This is a genomic window from Pseudoblastomonas marina, assembly GCF_034374265.1.
Taxonomy (GTDB): domain Bacteria; phylum Pseudomonadota; class Alphaproteobacteria; order Sphingomonadales; family Sphingomonadaceae; genus Alteriqipengyuania_A; species Alteriqipengyuania_A marina.
The window spans coordinates 1,833,521-1,850,610 of the sequence record NZ_CP139718.1; the positions used below are offsets into that span (position 1 = coordinate 1,833,521).

Here is a 17,090-nt window from a genome sequence, read left to right on the forward strand (position 1 = left end):
TGTTAATCGCTTGCTTAAACCGCGCTCCGGCACGCGGCAAGCACGCTCTCGAGCCATTCGCGCGCATCCGCGCGATCGCCCGCGTCGCAGACGAATTCCTGCCCGCGCGCGGCGGCCGCGAGTGTACCGTCTTCGTGCCAGCGTTCGGGCTTGCCGTGATAGCTGAGCCCGCATTCGCGCATGAAGGAGGGCACGCGCCAACGCGACAACGGACCGCCCGGGACAGTCAGCCGCAGATCGTCGGGCGCGGATTGCGCCAGCCCGCCGGGCCCCGACCAAGCGGTATCGTTCTTCGCGTGCATGCCGATTGCGTGGGGGAAACCGAGCGCGACCAGCTCGTTGCGACGCACGGCGTCCATTTGCTCGATCGGCTCGATCCGTTCGATTTGCATCCAGCCGAAAATGCGGTGATGACGCTTGCCATCGGGCCCGGCGAACAGGCCGAAGAACAGGAAGGTGTCGCCGCTCCCGACCCCCTGGTTTTCGAGGTGCGATTGCGCGGCGGCGCACTGGCCGAGGATTGCAGTGCCGCAGTCAGGGAACATGGGATCGTGATGGCAATGCTCCGCGCCGGAAAGCTTGCCGCGAGAAGCATCCGCCACATGATCGGCCAAGCCGAGATCGTCCCACGTGGTCGAGGAATAACCCCCGCTCGGGATCGGCAGGCTCATCGGCACGCCGTCGACGATCGGCGACGGACCGCCGCCCGAAGAGCTGTCGAACCCCTTGCGGCTGAGGACGATTTTCACAGCGGCAAGATCACAGCGTCAGCCGGATCCCGCCCCACACCGTGGTCGGCGTGCCGAGATCGATCGAGCCGCCCTGGTTGCGCGTGACGATGCGCTCGCCGGTCAGGTTCTCGCCGCGCAGCACAACCGACAGGCGCTCGGTCAGCGGCAATTGGGCGAAGGCACCCAGCGTGGTCGCGGCGGGCAGCAGGTCGGTTTCCTGGTCGCTTTCGAACTGGTCGCCGACGTGGCGCAGGGTCAGCGCCACCTCTGTCCGCTGGTGCGGCCGCCACGCCAGCGCCGCCCCGCCCGCGATCTCCGCCACCTGAGGCGGACGATTGCCGTCGAGCGGCGCGGCCGCGCCCGTTCCCTCGACCACGGCATCGGTGACAGCGATCGAGGCGCGCGCCGAGAAGGTGCCCCAGCGCAGCTCGCCGTCGAGCTCGATACCGCGCGCGCGCACCGCGTCGAGATTGCGGCGCTGGCGCAGCACCGGCGTCAATGTGACGTTGGCGACCGCATTGTCGAGCCGGTTGTCGAAAGCTGTGAGCGAGAGCCGCGCATTGTCGCTCTCCAAGTCGGCGCCGATCTCGTAGCCCCACAGCATTTCGGGGGCGAGCGCGGCATTGGCCTCGGTCACAACCGGGAAGATCACGAACGGTCGGTACAACTCATTCAATGTCGGCACGCGCAGGCCGCGATAGACCGCCGCCCGGATTGCCACCGCATCGCTCGCTTCGAAGCGGAGGCCCGCCCGGCCCGTCAGCCCCCAATCGCTGCGCTCGGCAAAGCGATCATCGGTCAGTACCGCGCCGGTCGCACTCTCCGCACGATAGAAACCCTCGGCGATGGTCCAGCGATCGGCGCGCAGGAGGCCGAGCCAGCTCAACCGTCCGCTCTCGCCCGACAGCCCGGCGAACAGGCCGAAATCGTCATTGGTCCCGCCCGTCCGGCGGCGCTCGGTAAGGTTGCCCGAAAACGCGCTGATCGCATCCTCGCTCAGGACCCCCGAAGCCCGGCGGTAGTCGATCCCGAAGCGCCACTCGCCCAGTGCCGTTTCGGGCGGGCGCAATTCGATCTTGCCCCCCAGCCCGGTGCTCGGCGTCTTGCGCTGGTCGAGCACGGGGGTGAAGCGGGTCGAACTGATCACCACGTTCGAGAAATCGCGCGCCTGGATGTAGGCGAGCGCCTCGACCTGCCACGCGCCGCGCGCGACCAGCCGCACGCTGGCATCCTGCCCGCTGGTCGAGCTGTCGGCCCCGGCAAACCGCAGCGTGCGTTCGTCCTCGAATAGGGCGACGCGTGCCTGCAACTCGACGCCTTGCGAAAGAGGCGCGACCGCGCGTGCCTCTACCGAACGGGCATCGTAGGCGGCGGGTACGGTGGCGCTCTCGCGCTGGTCCCGCGGCGTGGTGAAGAACCCGTCGCCACGATCCCAGCGGGCCGACAGCGTCGCAAAGCCCTCGCCGAGACGCGGCGCGGCCTGCACCCAGGCCTCGGTCCCGCCGCGATCGTTGACCAGGGCTTGCGCGGCGAGCGGATCGAGTTGGTCGGGCCCCGCGCTTTCGAGCGCGATTGTGCCCGATACCGCTCCCGCGCCGAATGCCCCGGCCCCGCCGCCTCGCGTCACCGCAATCCGGCCGAGCCGTTCCGCGGCGATCGCGAAAAACGGGATGTAGCCGAAGAACGGATCGGCCAGCGGCACCCCGTCGAGCAGCACCAGTGCACGGCTGGTCGCATTGCCGCCGAGCGCGCGCAGCGTCGCGCCCTGCGCCGAGGGATTGGCCGAACGGCTGTCCGAACGGCGGAACTGCTGGAAGCCGGCGACACCTTCGAGCACGTCCTCGATCCGGCCCGATGGCGCGGCGAGGATCCCCTCGCGGTCGATCTCCTCGGTAGCGAGCGCTTCCTCGCCCTCGGGCGCGTCGAGCGCTTCGCCGGTGACGACGAGCGTGTTATCTGCCTCCTGCGCGAATGCCGGGTGGCCGAGGGCAAGGAGCGGGAGCACGAGAAAGGAACGATGCATGCGCGTTTCCTAGCATTGTCAAAGCCCGCGTCGAGGGGATAGGACGCGCGCATGAGCGAACCGCGTATCATCGACATCAGCCAGACCCTGCGCGTCGGCATGCCCAACTGGCCCGGCGAGCCCGAATTCGCCTACACCCGCAAGGCCGAAATTTCGGACGACTGCCCGGTCAATACCGGTGAGGTGGTGATGAGCACGCATGCCGGGACGCATGCCGATGCGCCGTTGCACTACCATGCCGAGGGCGTCGACAGCGCACGCAGCGACCTCGCCGCCTATGTCGGCGAATGCGCCGTGGTCGATGCCCGCAACGCGATCGACGCGGTCAAGATCGAGGATATCGATTGGGACGAGCTCGCAGGCGCCAAACGCGTGCTGTTCCGAACTTATGACCGGGTCCCGCGCGCCGCATGGGACCACGGCTTTTCCGCGATCGATCACGCGGTGGTCGATCGCCTCGGCCAGCAGGGCGCGGTGCTGATCGGCACCGACACCCCGTCGCTCGACCCGATGACCTCGAAGACAATGGACGCGCACCACGCTGTGCGCCGCCACGACATGCGTATTCTCGAAGGCCTGGTGCTCGATCACGTGGCAGAAGGACGCTACGAGCTCGTCGCGCTGCCGCTGCCGATCGAAGGCGCCGATGCCAGCCCGGTACGCGCGATCCTGCGCGAGCTCGCATGACCGATCCCGCCGCCCTCGACGCCGCCGACCCACTGGCGCATTTCCGCGATCGCTTCGCGCTGCCCGAGGGGACCATCTATCTCGACGGCAATTCGCTCGGGCCCCTCCCCAAGGCGACGCGCGCACGCATGCACGCAATCGTCGACGATGAATGGGGCGACGGGCTCATTTCGAGCTGGAATGCCGCCGGGTGGATCGACGCCCCACGTCGGATCGGTGACAAGCTCGCCCGGCTCGTCGGAGCGAGAGCGGGCGAGGTGATCGCCTGCGATTCGACCAGCGTGAACATCTTCAAGGCGCTCGCCGCCGCGCTCGACTGCAATCCCGATCGTTCGGTGATCCTGTCGGAAGGCGGGAATTTCCCGACCGACCTCTACATGGCCGACGGACTCGCCCGCCTCAGTCCGCGAGCGAAGACGCGCATCGTCGATTACGACGATCTCGAACACGCGATCGACGAAAGCGTCGCAGTCGTGCTCGTGACACAGGTCCATTACAAGACCGGTCGTATGCGCGATCTCGTGGATTTCACCGCGAAGGCGCATGCAGCCGGCGCACTGGTGGTGTGGGACCTGAGCCACTCGACCGGCGCAGTCCCGGTCGACCTCAATGGCGCGAAGGCCGATTTCGCAGTCGGCTGCGGCTACAAGTATCTGAACGGAGGCCCCGGCGCGCCGGCCTTCCTGTTTGCTGCCGAACGTCACCACGCAGCGGTGCAGCCGGTCCTGGCGGGCTGGTTCGGGCATCGCGCGCCGTTCGAATTCACAGACGATTACGAGGCTGCTGCGGGAATCGAAAAATTCCTCGCCGGCACGCCGCCCATGCTCGGTCTCGCCGCGCTCGAAAGCGGGGTCGACCTGATGCTCGAGGCGGACATGGCGGCGATCCGCGCCAAGTCGCTGTCGCTATCTCGCCTGTTCATGGAGCGGATGGCAACGCTCTGCGAGCGCCACGGCTTCGAACTCGCCAGCCCCGCGGACGACGCGCAGCGCGGGAGCCAGGTCTCCTATCGCCACGAACATGCCTGGCCGATCTGCCAGGCGATGATCGCGCGTGGCGTGATCGGCGATTTCCGCGCCCCCGATATCTTCCGCTGCGGCTTCAGCCCGCTCTATCTGAGCCACGCCGAAGTCGCCCGTGCGGTCGAGATTCTGTCCGAGGTGATGGAGAGCGACGCGTGGCATGCTTCGGAACACCAGGCCAGGCGCGCGGTTACATAGGTCGCGACTTCGATTGAAGGCGCGGCGCCGCCCGGGTAAAGGGCGGCGCATTGTTTTTGATCCGATCAGAAAGTCCCACCGCTTGCCAGCCTCCATTGATCGCCAGAGTTTCCGCCTCGCCTATCGCATGGAAGAGGAGGCCTGCGTCACCGAACGCCTCAAGCAGGCCGGCCCGGCGAGCCGCCTGCACGACCAGGCGGCCGAGATCGCCGGGCGGTTGATCACCGATGCGCGCAAGCGCAAGGCCTCGGGGATCGACGCCTTCCTCCACACTTACGGCTTGGCGACCGAGGAAGGCATCGCGCTGATGTGCCTCGCCGAAGCGCTGCTGCGCGTGCCCGACAGCCGCACCGCCGACATGCTGATCAAGGACAAGCTCGCGGGGGTCGACTGGGCCGAACACATGGGCGACAGCCCTTCGACCTTCGTCAATGCCGCGACCTTCTCGCTGATGCTGACCGGCGAGGTCCTCAACGGCCCGACTCCCGACATGCGCGGGCTCGGCACGACGCTCAAGCGCACCGCCAACCGGCTCGGCGGGCCGGTGATCCGCAAGGCGACGCTGCAGGCGATGACGATCCTCGGCGGCCAATTCGTCTACGGCCGCACGATAGAGGAAGCGCTGAAGCGCGCCGCCCCCGAACGCGCCAAGGGGCTGACCCACAGTTTCGACATGCTCGGCGAAGCGGCGATGACCTTCGCCGATGCCGAGCGCTATCGCATCGCCTACGAACAGGCGGTCGAGCGTCTGGCGCGCGAGGCGCAAGGGACGATCGCGGCTTCGCCCGGCATTTCGGTCAAGCTCTCGGCGCTCCACCCGCGCTACCAGTTCACCCACGCCGAAAAGGCGATCGCCGACCTCGTTCCCGTGGTCCGCGCGCTGGCCGAGAAGGCGCGCGACGCGAACATCCACTTCACGATCGACGCCGAAGAGGCCGAACGGCTCGAAATGTCGATGGACATCATCGAGCAGTTGGTCGCCGAGGACGATCTCTTCCGCCTGCCCGACGGGTCGCGCTGGGAGGGCTTCGGCCTCGCGATCCAGGCCTACCAGAAACGCGCCGCCCCGCTGTGCGACTGGACCGTCCGGCTCGCGCGCAAATACGATCGCAAGCTGATGGTGCGGCTGGTCAAGGGTGCCTATTGGGATACCGAGATCAAGCTCACCCAGGTCGGTGGTTACGACGATTTCCCCGTCTTCACCCGCAAGATCGGCACCGATGTGTCGTATCTCGCCTGCGCCTCCAAGCTGTTGCAGGCGGGCGACGACATCTACCCCGCTTTCGCGACCCACAACGCCTACACGGTGGGGGCGATCAAGGCACTGGCTGCCGAGAACGGCCGCGAGGGCAAGTTCGAGTTCCAGCGCCTCCACGGCATGGGCGAGGACGTGTTCGGCGCGCTCGCCAAGCTCGAAGGCAACCAGCGCACCAATGTCCGCATCTATGCGCCCACCGGCACCCATAAGGACCTGCTCGCCTACCTCGTGCGCCGCCTGCTCGAGAACGGAGCGAATTCCTCCTTCGTCAACCGGATGGCCGATGCGGAGGTGCCGGTCGCGGACCTGACCACAGACCCGGTGGCCGAACTCGCCGCGCTCGAACCCAAGCGCAATCCGGCGATTCCGCTGCCGCGCGACATTTTTCCCGATCGGATCAATTCGAAGGGCGTCGACCTCGCCGACCCGCTGGTGCGCGAACCGCTGATGGACCGGCTCGACACGCTCGACACGCGGGAATGGGAGGCCGCGCCGACGATCACCGCGACCAGCTATGGCGACAAGGACGCGATCCACGCGCCGCAGAACCGCGACGACGTGGTCGGCTGGGTCCGCGAAGCCACCGAAGCCGACGTCGAGCTCGGCATTTCGGTCGCGCTCGAGGTGCAGGATGCGTGGAACGCCTATGGTGGCAACGCCCGCGCCGAGCTGCTCGACAAGGCCGCCGATGCGTTCGAGGACCACATGGATGAGTTCCTCTCGCTGTGCCGGCGCGAGGCGGGCAAGACCGTCATCGACGGCGTGCTCGAGGTTCGCGAAGCGGTCGATTTCCTGCGCTATTACGCCAACGAGGCGCGGCGCCAGTTCGCCGGGCCGATCGACCTGCCGGGCCCGACCGGGGAGGAAAACCGCCTGACGCTCGCCGGACGCGGGATCATCGGGACGATCACGCCGTGGAACTTCCCGCTGGCTATCTTCATCGGCACCGCCGCCGCGGCGCTTGCGGCGGGCAATTGCGTGCTCGCCAAGCCCGCCGGGCAGACTCCCCTGATCGCCGCGCTGGCGGTCGATCTGTGCCATTCGGTCGGGATTCCCAAGGAAGTCCTCCAGCTGATCCCGGGCGACGCCAAGCCGGGCATCGCGCTGAGCTCGGATCCGCGCATCGCCGGCATCGCCTTCACCGGTTCGACCCAGACTGCGCAGGCGATCAACCGCACGCTCGCTGCGCGCGAGGGACCGATCGGGATCTTCATCGGCGAGACCGGCGGCCAAAACGCGATGATCGTCGACAGCTCGGCGCTGCCCGAGCAGGTCACACGCGATGTCGTCGCCAGCGCCTTCCAGAGCGCCGGCCAGCGTTGTTCGGCGCTGCGCGTCCTCTACCTGCAGGACGATATCGCCGACGAGATGCTGACGATGATTCGCGGCGCGTTCGAAGCACTCAATGTCGGCGATCCGAAGCATCTCGAAACCGATGTCGGCCCGGTGATCGACGAGACCGCCAAGCGCTCGCTCGACAAGCATATCGCAGGTAAGAAGCGGCAGGGCCGCAACGTCTACCAGAAGAAGCTCCCGCGCGCGCTGCGCGCCGGCACCTTCGTCGCCCCGACCATCGTCGAGATCGAATCGATCGAATCACTGAAGCGTGAGAATTTCGGTCCGGTGCTCCACGTCGCGCGCTTCCGCGCCGACCGGCTCGAACAGGTGATCGAGGATATCAACGGTACCGGCTACGGACTGACGCTCGGCCTCCACAGCCGCATCGACGCGACCCGCCGCCTCGTCGAATCCAAGGCTCGGGTCGGCAACCTCTACGTCAACCGCAACCAGATCGGCGCGGTGGTCGAGAGCCAGCCCTTCGGCGGCGAGGGCATGTCGGGCACCGGTCCCAAGGCGGGCGGCCCGCATTACGTATCGCGCTTTGCGACCGAACGGGTGGTGACGATCGACACCACCGCGGCGGGCGGCAACGCTTCGCTGCTGGCCGATATCTGATGGAGGTGGTCCTTCCATGAGCCGGACGCGGCCTCTGCTGATCGCGGGGGCCGCGCTGGCGATCGGAGGGCTGCTCTGGGCCGAACGCCGTCGCCCCCTGCGCGAGCGCACACTCCCGCAATGGCCGCGGCTCGCCACCAACCTGCTGCTCGGCGCGAGCTGCGCGCTGGTGATCCGCGCGGTCGAAACGCCGCTGGTCGGGCGCATAGCGGCGACCAACGAGGCGAAGACTCGCGGCATCATGCACCTGCTGCCCAGGCGCCTGCGCTTCGCCGGCGGGTTGCTGGCGATGGATTACGCCTATTACTGGTGGCACGTCGCCACCCACAAGGTACCGTTTCTGTGGCGCTTCCACCGGGTCCACCACCTCGACCGCGACCTCGACTCCTCGACCGCGATCCGCTTCCACGGGCTCGACATGCTGGTCTCGCTACCGTTCCGGCTGGTCCAGACGCGGCTGATCGGAGTCGATCCCGCGACCCATCGCGCATGGCAGGACTTCTTCTTCGCCTCGGTGCTGTTCCACCACTCGAACCTGCGCCTGCCCCACGGATGGGACCGGGCCCTCTCGCACCTGCTGACCACGCCCAAGATGCATGGCATCCACCATTCGGCCGTGCTGTCCGAACAGGACAGCAACTGGACCAGCGGTTTCAGCCTGTGGGACCGGCTCCACGGCACCTTCCGCGACGACGTCCCGCAGGGCGCGATAACCATCGGACTCGACGATGCCCGATCGCTCGATGATCTCGATCCGGTGGACCTGGTCCGGGCCCCGTTTCGCCCGCTGCCGCAGCGCTGAAACCCGCCATCTCACGCAGAAATCGGCGTTTAACCAAGAATTAGGGACGTTTGCCTATTCCGGATGAACCGAAATCCGGGAGACCACGTCCAAATGAACGCCCTGGCCCAGTCGCTGTCTGTCGAACCGATCGAAGAGGATCGCGGCGCGAACCTGCGCGAAGAGCTCGCCAAGATCGAGATTCCCGAGATCGAGGAAGACGTGGATGGCGATGCCCTGTCGCGCTGGCTGACGTCCAAATCGCTGGCCGAAAAGGCCAAGGCGATATCGGTCATCACGATCGGCTCGCTGCTCACCGTGGCCATCCTCGCCGTGCTCGCGCTGCTGTTTCCCGAACACGCGGGTGCATTTACTGTCGCCATCATCAGCATCACCGTCGCGGGCACCATGCTGGGGCTCGCCAGCCTTCGCTTCATCCTCGACCGGATCATCGACCCGTTCAATGCGATAGCGCAGGGCATGACCCGGCTGGCAAAGGGCGACCGGGACGTCGTCGTCACCGGCACCCATCGCGGCGACGAAATCGGCAAGCTTGCGCGCGCCTTCGCCGTGTTCGTCAAGTCGGGGCACAAGCTCGATGAATTGCTTGCCGACCGGAAGGAGGCGGCCAAACGCCGCGAGGAAGAACGCGAACGCCGCCATACCGCCGCCGAAGACGCCCGGCGCGAAGCCATCAACCGCCTCGCGGCGGATTTCGAAAGTTCGATCAGTCGCGTTGCCGGCAGCGTGGCCTCGGCCAGCGCGCAGTTGCAGGAAACCGCCACCTCGATGGCGATCGCCGCCGAACAGGCGACCACCCAGACCGGCCAAGTCGCCGTCGCCATGGACAAGGCGCATACCGGCGTCACTTCTGCGGCCACGGCGTCGGACGAATTTGCCATGTCGATCGCAGAGATCAGCCGTCAGGCCACGCAATCCGCCGAACTGGCGCGCAAGGCCAGCGACGCCGCCGACGGTGCCGACGAGACCATTTCCGCGCTTTCCGCAAGCGCCACGCAGGTCGGCCAGATCGTCGAACTGATCCAGTCGATCGCGCAGAAGACCAACCTGCTTGCGCTCAACGCCTCGATCGAGGCGGCGCGTGGCGGCGAGGCAGGGCGCGGCTTCGCGGTCGTCGCGAGCGAGGTCAAGGAACTGGCCAGCCAGACCAGCCGGGCGACCGAAGAAGTTGCCGAGCAGATCCGCGCGATCCAGGGTTCGACCGGCGACAGCGTGTCCGCCCTGCGCTCGATCGTCGACCAGATCGAACAACTCGAATCGACCTCGATCTCGATCGCCAGCGCGGTCGACCAGCAATCGGTCGCCGGACGCGATCTCGCCCGCAATATCGATATCGCGGCGCGCGCCACCGACGAGGTTTCGACGAGCATCGAGCAGGTCCGCGAAACCTCCATCGCCAACGGTGCGGCCGCAGGCCAGGTCCTGTCGAGCGCGACCGAGCTCGAGAGCCAGGCCTCGAGCCTGCGCGCCGACGTCGAGCGCTTTCTCAAGCAGGTCCGCGCGGGCTGAGCCTTTGCGCTAACCGGCGCGTCGAGGCCGACCGATCACGGTCGGCCCCGACCGGGCATCAGTCTTCCCACCAATAGGGCAGGCGGCGTGCGTCGCCGGTCTCGACCTCGTTCATCGTCCGCGCATCGTAGAGCCGCCCGCCGAGCATGACGTGGCTGATCTTGTCCGAATTGCGGATATTTTGCGACGGGTCCGCATCGAGCACCACGAGGTCGGCGAGCTTGCCGACTTCGAGACTGCCGATATCGCGATCCATCCCGAGCGAACGCGCCGGGGCGATCGTGCCTGCGCGCAGCGCCTCGACCGGGGTCATCCCGCCGCGCACGAAGCTCCACAGCTCCCAATGCGCCGCGATCCCGGCCTGTTGGCCGTGCGCACCGATCGACACCTCGACCCCGCGCTCGGCCAGCTTCTTCGCCTCGCGCGCGGCATCGTCGTCGTAGAACGCCCATTCGGGCGCCTTGGTGCGGCGCGCAGTGCCCGCCAACAGCCATTCGGGCGGCGAATGAATGAGCAGCGGATTGGCGAAGACGTCGGTTTCCTGACGCCAGTAGGGATCACCGGCAAGCCCGCCATAGGTTACCGCCAGCGTGGGCGTGTAATTGGTGTCCGACTGACTGAAGAACTGCAGCACGTCCTCGTACATCACCCCGACCGGGATGTTGTGCTCAACCGTCGAGTTGCCGTCGGCGATCAGGTTCATGTCCATCCCGAACAGCGAGCCGCCTTCGGCCACCACCAGCATGTTTTCCGCCCGCGCGGCGGCGACCACCTGCTGGCGCTGTTCGCGGCGCGGCTGGTTGTAGTTCTTCACGCTGACGCCGCCCTGCGCCTTGATCCGGCGCACATGCGCAAGCGCATCCTCGTAATTGTCGATCCGGGCGAAGAAGCCGGGCGCCTTCGCGCCGTAGATCACCTCACCGGTCGAGAAGATGCGCGGGGCGAGCAGGCTGCCGGTCTGCTGGCGTTCGGCGGCGGCGAAGATCGTGCTCGCTTGGCTCGATGGATCGTGAATCGTCGTCGTGCCGAGCGCGAGCTGCTGGACCTGCGCCCAGTTCTGCTGCGGGATCAGATCACCCTGCCCCTGCGGCCCGTGGGCGTGGGCATCGACGAGACCCGGCATGATCACCTTGCCCGCCATGTCGACCGTGGTCGCGCCGCGCGGGATCTCGACCGAACCGGCCGGTCCGACCGCGACGATGCGATCGCCGCGGATCAGCACGGTGCCGTTCTCGATCGCGCCCGCACCGCTTTCGCCGGCCATGGTCAGGATCTTCGCCCCGACCAGGGCGACCGTGCCATCGGGCTTGTCCGCCGGCACCGTCATCGCCATCGAGACGCCGGTTTCGGGCGGGGTGAACTTTTCGTCCGATCCCGGCGCATCGGCGAAAAGCTGCGACAGCGCGACGCGATGGAAGGTGGGTCCGTTCGACCAGGTTACCGTCCGTCCGTCGGCACTCCAGCCGATGTAATCCGCGCCGCCCTTGGAAACCTTGGTCACCGGCAACGCGCCGCCGCTTTCGCCCACGCCGATCGCCTGACCACCGGGCATCAGCGGCATCACGAAGAGCTCGTAATTCTGGACGTAGGCGACGAATTCGCCGGTCGGGGAGACGCTGAAGGTGCTGGCGAGATCGCCCTGGGCGTGGACGCGCTTCGCTTCGCCATTGAGGTCGGTCGAGACCAGCTGGAGGTTTCCGCCGCCGAAGCCGAGCGAGAACAGCCGATCGCCGTCGGCGCCGAAATGCGGGTTGGAGAGCCCGCGCGCGATCAGTTCGGGCGCGCCGCCACTCGCGCTCACGCGATAGGTACCGGCATCTTCCGAATATTCGGGATCGAGCAGGAAGCCACCCTCGCCCTTCTGGAACACGATCGAACGACCGTCGGGCGCGAAACGCGGGTTCGAATAGTGGCCCGGCACGTTCGTGATCTTGCGCGGATTGCGACCATCCGCGTCGGCGACGATCACTTCGCCCAGCCCGGCATCGGTCCAGCGGACCCAGGCCATCCGGTTGCCGTCGCGCGAGAAGGTGGGCCAGCCTTCGATGGCACCGCCCTCGCGCGTCAGACGACGCGGCGTGCCGCCATTGACCGGCTTGACCCACAGCTTGCCGAGGCTTTCGAACACCACGCTGCGCCCGTCGGGCGAAAGGGTCGCGCCCTTGGGCATCTTGGTGGTGATCGTATCGGGGGCGACCTCGATCACCGGATGCGGCGCGCTCGCGACGCCGCGCGTGTCGTCGATGCGGAACGGGATCACCGCCGCGCCGCTACCATCCGCATTCACGCGGCGCAGCTTGCCGCCCGCCCAGAACACGATCGAGCGGCTATCGGGCGTCCAGTCCATGTTGGGGTAAACACCGTAGACCGCCCATGTCCCCTGGAGGTCGAGGTCGAGATCGCCGTAGATCTCGCGCGTCGCTCCGGTGGTCAGGTTCTTGACGAACAGCTTGGTCTGGTCGCGTTCGCGCCGGACGAAGGCCATCAGTTTCCCGTCGGGCGACGGGGTCGGGCGAACCGAGCCGCCATAGCCCGAAACCGCAGTGCTCGTTTCGCCGGTGGCGAGGTCGTAGCGTTCGATCTCGAACAGCGACTGGGTGGTGTCCTGCGCGTATTCGAAGATCGGGCCCGAGGACACGTTCCTGGTATAATAGATCGCTTCGCCGTCGGCCGAGTAGATCGGCTCGCCGAGTTCCTTCTGGTGCTGCGGGTTGGGCCGCTCGACCAGCGCGACGCCGCCGCCGCCCGAGACATGGTAGAGCCAGACTTCGCCGGTGCCTGCCGATCGTCCCGTCGTGAAGTGTTTCTTGGCGATGATGAAGCGCCCGTCGGGGGACCAGTTGGGCTGGTTCAGGAGGCGGAAGCTCTCCTTGGTCAGCTGCTTCTTGTCCGACCCGTCGGCATTCATCAGCCAGATATTGTCACCGCCACCGCGATCCGAGGTGAACGCGATGCGGCGACCATCGGGCGACCAGCGCGGCTGGACTTCCCAGGCGAGGCCTTCCGAAATCCGCGTGGGCGTGCCGCCCCCGATCGGCATGGTGTAGATATCGCCGAGCATGGCGAAGGCCAGCATGCGCCCGTCGGGCGAAACGTCGACATCCATCCAGGTGCCTTCGTCGGTACGGATCGGGACCTGCTTGATGTCGAATCCGCGCGGGGCGGTGACGTCCCACTTGCCGTCGTCAGCCTTTTCCTCGGCCACCGGGGTCGCGTCGACTTCCTCGCCGCTGTCCTGTGCGGGAAGCTCGTCGGGCTCGGGTTGCGGCGGGATCACCTCGTCTTCAGGCTTCTCGGTCTCTTCGACCGGCTGGTCCTGCACATCTTCGTCCTGTGCGAAGGCGGGCTGCGCTACAAGAACGAGGGCAATTGCGGATGCGACTGACGCGACTGAGGTGAATTTCATTGGGCTCTCCCTGTTGTCGGGCGGGGGCCTAGCAAAGCGCGCGGACGATGCACGACTCTTTTCGATGGATTGCATGGGCCAGCCGGTTATGGTCGATTTCCATGGCGATCCCCCGCATCGTGATCTTCGCGCGCCTGCCGGCGCCGGGCGAATGCAAGACGCGGCTGATTCCCGAATACGGGCCGGACGGGGCGGCAGCGATCTACACCAGCCTGCTGCGGCACACAGTCGACCAGGCGCTCGAAAGCGGGCTGCCGGTGGAAGTCCGGACCACCGGCGGGAGCGAAGCGGAGTTTCGCGAATTGCTCGGAGACGGTCCGACATTCGTAGCGCAGGGCGACGGCGATCTCGGGGCGAAGCTCGCGCGGGTAGAGTACCCAGCGCTGGTCGTCGGTAGCGATTGTCCCGGCGTGATCCCCAACCTGTTCGTCGCCGCCGCGACCGCGCTGGCGGAGCGCGACGTGGTTATCGGACCCGCGACCGACGGCGGTTATTACCTGATCGGCTTCAACCGCGACGTGTCGTTCCTGTTCGACGACATAGAATGGAGCACCGACGGCGTCTTTGCCGAAACGATGGCGCGCCTCGCGCGGGCGCAAGTCGCGCCCGCGGTGCTGCCCGAACTCGCCGATATCGATGAGCCCGAGGACCTCGTCGATTGGCCGGAATTTCATCCGTGAGCGTCACGTTGCTTATTCCGGTGCTCGATGAAGCAAAAGCTCTTCCCGCGCTGGTAGAGCAGGTCGCAGCGCTCGATCCGGCACCGCAAGAAATCCTGCTGGTCGATGGCGGGAGCGCGGACGAGACCGTGGCGATCGCAAGGAATGCAGGGTGGAGCGTGCTCGATTGCGAGCGCGGGCGCGCCAAACAGATCAATGCCGGGGTCGGAGCCGCGCGGGGGGGCAAGGTCTGCGTCCTTCACGCTGATACCGAGCCGCCGCGCGACCTGGTGGCGGTGGTAGAACACACGCTCGCCGACGAGCGCATTTCACTGGCCGGATTTACCACCATCCTGCGCGGGCCGGATAAGACTCGTTGGGGCACCTCGTTCCACAACTGGATCAAGACCTGGTACGCGCCGCTTTTCCTGCGGCCGCACCTGTTCTTCAGGGGCGTGCGGCTGCTGTTCGGCGACCACGCGATGTTCTTCCGCAAGGCGCAGTTCCTTGCCGCCGGCGGCTGCGACCCCGGAACCCCGGTAATGGAGGAAGCCGACCTTTGCATCCGCATGGCCGAATACGGCCGGGTGAAGCTCGTTCCGCGGGTGATCTACACCTCGGACCGTCGCGTGGCCGAATGGGGCGCGCTGAAGGCCAATTGGATTTACTTCAAGGTCGGCATGATGTGGGCCTTCGGCGCGCGCGAACGGCTCGCCGATCACTACCCCGACATTCGGTGAGTGTCCGCACCGGACAGGAACCCCGCCTCGATGCAGTGATCGATCAGCAACTCCAGATATGCCCGATCCGTCGCACGCGATTCCAGTCCGGTCAGCGCGCGCAAGGCGCTATCGTCGAACCGCGGGTCACGCTGGAAATAGCTGGCGTATAGCCCCGCGATCCGACCGTAGAGCCGCCGCTCGAGCGGCGGCAACGCTCCGGCATCGAACGCGTCCGGCGAGACCAGGGCAGGCCGGGAAAATTGTCGGTAGCCGCCAATCGCACTGGCGAAATCCTGCACCGAGACCGGCGCGCCCGAGACGAGGTGGAAGGTGCCGCCGCGCGCGGCATCCCAGAGCGTCACCAGCGCTGTCAAGCCGCCCGCGACATGATCGATCGGGACGAAATCGAACGTTGCGTCGGCGCGCGCCTCCATCTGCTTCACGCGCCCCTCGGCGATCAGCTTGAACGCGGCATAGATCGTATCGAACTGGCGAATTGCCCCGGTCTTGCTGTCGCCGGTAACGATCGACGGGCGCGCGATCGCATGCGGCAAGCCGCTGGAGCGAACCAGGCGCTCGGCCTCGGCCTTCGAACGTTCGTAGCCATTGGCGAAACCGGTTTCCGGCAGCGGATCGCCCTCGCGGATCGTCCCGTCGCGCGTCCCGCAGACATAGGCGGTCGAAACGTAAAGCAGCCCACAGTCGCCCAACCGTGCCAGTTCGATGACGTTGGCGGTGCCCTGCGTGTTGGTGCGGTGGTATTCCGCATCTGAGAGGTCGAAACGCACTGTCGCCGCGCAATGGACGATCAGGTCGTGCGCTTCCGCCAGAACCTTCGCTTCATCATCCGCAAAGCCCAGCAGCGGCTCGGTGATATCGCAGCCAAGCACCCCTGCGACCGGGACCAACGCGCCGCTATTCGCGCGGATCTCGCGGTTGCGATGGACCAACGCGGTGACTTCGTGACCCGCCGCGACGAGGCGCGCAGCAAGTTCGCCGCCGATCAGCCCGGCGGCCCCGGTGAGCAGGATCTTCATCAGCAGCAGGCCGCCGGGGTGGCCGGAACATCGCCCTGCCCCGCGCCGAACGGCATCGCGATGCCGCAATCGGGGAATACGCCGTAATGAGTCGAGAAATCACCGAAGAATTCGAAGTGCTCGGCAAAGCGCGTCTCGGCGAGCATCTTCCAACTATTGCCGCAGATCGGGAACATCCGCCCGGCCTCGATATGGTGGTGCGCATCGAGCTCGAACACGCGTTCCTGCCCCGGCACCGTGCCCTTGTAGCGCACCGCCTGCCCGTAATCCTCGCACTGGATTTCGAGCCCGTCGAGCTTGAACAGGCGATAAGTCGCCGAATGGAAGGCGATCCCCTCGAGCTTGGCCGCCACCGCCGGATCGCCGATGCCCAGCGGGCGGGAGGTCACCATCCGCGGATCGCGAAAGCCCGCCTCCTTGGCGAGCGCGACGAAATCGCCCCAGTAGAGCGATCCCGACAGGCATTCGCCATGCAGCACCGGATCGTCCTTCAGGACCTCGGGCACACGGCGTTCGGCATAGACGTCGGAAAAATACATCTCGCCGCCGGGCTTGAGCAACCGATGCGCAGCCTCGAATACCGCCGCCTTGTCCGCGACGAGGTTGATCACGCAGTTGGAAACGATCACGTCGAAGCTGTTTGCCGCGAGGTCGAGATCGCCCAGCTTCTCGATATCGCCTTCTAGGAAGCGAACGTTGCTTTTCGCATAGCCGAAGCGCTCGCGGTGCCAGTCCTCGTGCTCGCGCGCGACCGCGAGCTGTTCGGGGGTGGCGTCGACGCCGGTAATCGAGCCGGCCTCGCCGACAAACTGCGCGAGGATATAGGCATCCTGCCCGCTGCCCGAGCCGAGATCGAGCACGTGCGCACCCTCGATCGCCTGGGGGGCGACAAGCCCGCAGCCGTAATAACGCGCGCGCACATCCTCGTGCACGTTGCGCATCGCGGCCATCACAGCCGGCGGCGGAGCCTCGGCGGTGCAGCAGGCGTCGGTTTTCAGGTCGTCGGACCCGGCCAACACCTTGCCGTAGTAATCGCGCGAATTTTCCAGGTTCATGAAACCGCTTGGCCCCTCATTGCGA

At 66.7% G+C, this 17,090-nt stretch carries 12 protein-coding genes; 7 read left to right on the forward strand and 5 right to left on the reverse strand.

Annotated elements, in window-relative coordinates:
• Window positions 1–14 precede the first annotated feature (14 nt).
• The gene (locus T8S45_RS09115) at window positions 15–749 is read right to left on the reverse strand and encodes an Nmad3 family putative nucleotide modification protein (protein ID WP_322293483.1); all 735 of its coding nucleotides are present in this window, start codon (window positions 747–749) and stop codon (window positions 15–17) included.
• Window positions 750–759: 10 nt separating this feature from the next.
• Complete coding sequence (locus T8S45_RS09120; RefSeq protein WP_322293484.1) at window positions 760–2,754, reverse strand: TonB-dependent receptor plug domain-containing protein; 1,995 nt, start codon at window positions 2,752–2,754, stop codon at window positions 760–762.
• A 51-nt stretch (window positions 2,755–2,805) separates the two neighbouring features.
• On the opposite strand from T8S45_RS09120, the gene kynB reads away from it, so the two are divergent.
• The 5 genes from kynB to T8S45_RS09145 all read left to right on the forward strand — a co-directional run bounded on the left by kynB (window position 2,806) and on the right by T8S45_RS09145 (window position 10,186).
• The gene (gene kynB, locus T8S45_RS09125) at window positions 2,806–3,441 is read left to right on the forward strand and encodes an arylformamidase (RefSeq protein WP_322293485.1); all 636 of its coding nucleotides are present in this window, start codon (window positions 2,806–2,808) and stop codon (window positions 3,439–3,441) included.
• Window positions 3,438–4,661, forward strand: coding sequence for a kynureninase (kynU, locus tag T8S45_RS09130; RefSeq protein ID WP_322293486.1), 1,224 nt, complete (start codon window positions 3,438–3,440; stop codon window positions 4,659–4,661). Before kynB ends, kynU begins: the two co-directional genes overlap by 4 nt.
• A gap of 127 nt (window positions 4,662–4,788) precedes the next feature.
• Window positions 4,789–7,875: a bifunctional proline dehydrogenase/L-glutamate gamma-semialdehyde dehydrogenase PutA gene (putA, locus tag T8S45_RS09135; protein ID WP_407654934.1), complete on the forward strand. Its 3,087-nt coding sequence runs from the start codon at window positions 4,789–4,791 to the stop codon at window positions 7,873–7,875.
• Window positions 7,876–7,891: 16 nt separating this feature from the next.
• Complete coding sequence (locus T8S45_RS09140) at window positions 7,892–8,677, forward strand: sterol desaturase family protein (RefSeq protein ID WP_322293488.1); 786 nt, start codon at window positions 7,892–7,894, stop codon at window positions 8,675–8,677.
• A gap of 93 nt (window positions 8,678–8,770) precedes the next feature.
• Window positions 8,771–10,186, forward strand: coding sequence for a methyl-accepting chemotaxis protein (locus T8S45_RS09145; RefSeq protein ID WP_322293489.1), 1,416 nt, complete (start codon window positions 8,771–8,773; stop codon window positions 10,184–10,186).
• Between the two features lie 58 nt (window positions 10,187–10,244).
• On the opposite strand, the gene T8S45_RS09150 is transcribed toward T8S45_RS09145, so the two are convergent.
• Complete coding sequence (locus tag T8S45_RS09150) at window positions 10,245–13,592, reverse strand: amidohydrolase family protein (RefSeq protein ID WP_322293490.1); 3,348 nt, start codon at window positions 13,590–13,592, stop codon at window positions 10,245–10,247.
• Window positions 13,593–13,693: 101 nt separating this feature from the next.
• On the opposite strand from T8S45_RS09150, the gene T8S45_RS09155 reads away from it, so the two are divergent.
• Together T8S45_RS09155 and T8S45_RS09160 are read left to right on the forward strand one after the other, a co-directional pair.
• Window positions 13,694–14,272, forward strand: coding sequence for a TIGR04282 family arsenosugar biosynthesis glycosyltransferase (locus tag T8S45_RS09155; RefSeq protein WP_322293491.1), 579 nt, complete (start codon window positions 13,694–13,696; stop codon window positions 14,270–14,272).
• Window positions 14,269–14,991: a glycosyltransferase gene (locus T8S45_RS09160; RefSeq protein WP_322293492.1), complete on the forward strand. Its 723-nt coding sequence runs from the start codon at window positions 14,269–14,271 to the stop codon at window positions 14,989–14,991. Before T8S45_RS09155 ends, T8S45_RS09160 begins: the two co-directional genes overlap by 4 nt.
• Here T8S45_RS09160 and T8S45_RS09165 read toward each other — a convergent pair.
• Window positions 14,973–16,010 (reverse strand): SDR family oxidoreductase, encoded by a 1,038-nt coding sequence (locus T8S45_RS09165; RefSeq protein ID WP_322293493.1) that lies wholly within the window; start codon window positions 16,008–16,010, stop codon window positions 14,973–14,975. The genes T8S45_RS09160 and T8S45_RS09165 overlap by 19 nt on opposite strands.
• Window positions 16,010–17,065 (reverse strand): methyltransferase domain-containing protein, encoded by a 1,056-nt coding sequence (locus tag T8S45_RS09170; protein WP_322293494.1) that lies wholly within the window; start codon window positions 17,063–17,065, stop codon window positions 16,010–16,012. Before T8S45_RS09170 ends, T8S45_RS09165 begins: the two co-directional genes overlap by 1 nt.
• Window positions 17,066–17,090: the final 25 nt, after the last annotated feature.

Bases quoted from the DNA above. Each gene is read 5' to 3' on its own strand.
- T8S45_RS09120 (WP_322293484.1), bottom strand. From the start codon at position 2,754: ATGCATCGTTCCTTTCTCGTGCTCCCGCTCCTTGCCCTCGGCCACCCG.
- kynB (WP_322293485.1), top strand. From the start codon at position 2,806: ATGAGCGAACCGCGTATCATCGACATCAGCCAGACCCTGCGCGTCGGC.
- kynU (WP_322293486.1), top strand. From the start codon at position 3,438: ATGACCGATCCCGCCGCCCTCGACGCCGCCGACCCACTGGCGCATTTC.
- putA (WP_407654934.1), top strand. From the start codon at position 4,789: ATGGAAGAGGAGGCCTGCGTCACCGAACGCCTCAAGCAGGCCGGCCCG.
- T8S45_RS09140 (WP_322293488.1), top strand. From the start codon at position 7,892: ATGAGCCGGACGCGGCCTCTGCTGATCGCGGGGGCCGCGCTGGCGATC.
- T8S45_RS09145 (WP_322293489.1), top strand. From the start codon at position 8,771: ATGAACGCCCTGGCCCAGTCGCTGTCTGTCGAACCGATCGAAGAGGAT.
- T8S45_RS09150 (WP_322293490.1), bottom strand. From the start codon at position 13,592: ATGAAATTCACCTCAGTCGCGTCAGTCGCATCCGCAATTGCCCTCGTT.
- T8S45_RS09155 (WP_322293491.1), top strand. From the start codon at position 13,694: ATGGCGATCCCCCGCATCGTGATCTTCGCGCGCCTGCCGGCGCCGGGC.
- T8S45_RS09165 (WP_322293493.1), bottom strand. From the start codon at position 16,010: ATGAAGATCCTGCTCACCGGGGCCGCCGGGCTGATCGGCGGCGAACTT.
- T8S45_RS09170 (WP_322293494.1), bottom strand. From the start codon at position 17,065: ATGAACCTGGAAAATTCGCGCGATTACTACGGCAAGGTGTTGGCCGGG.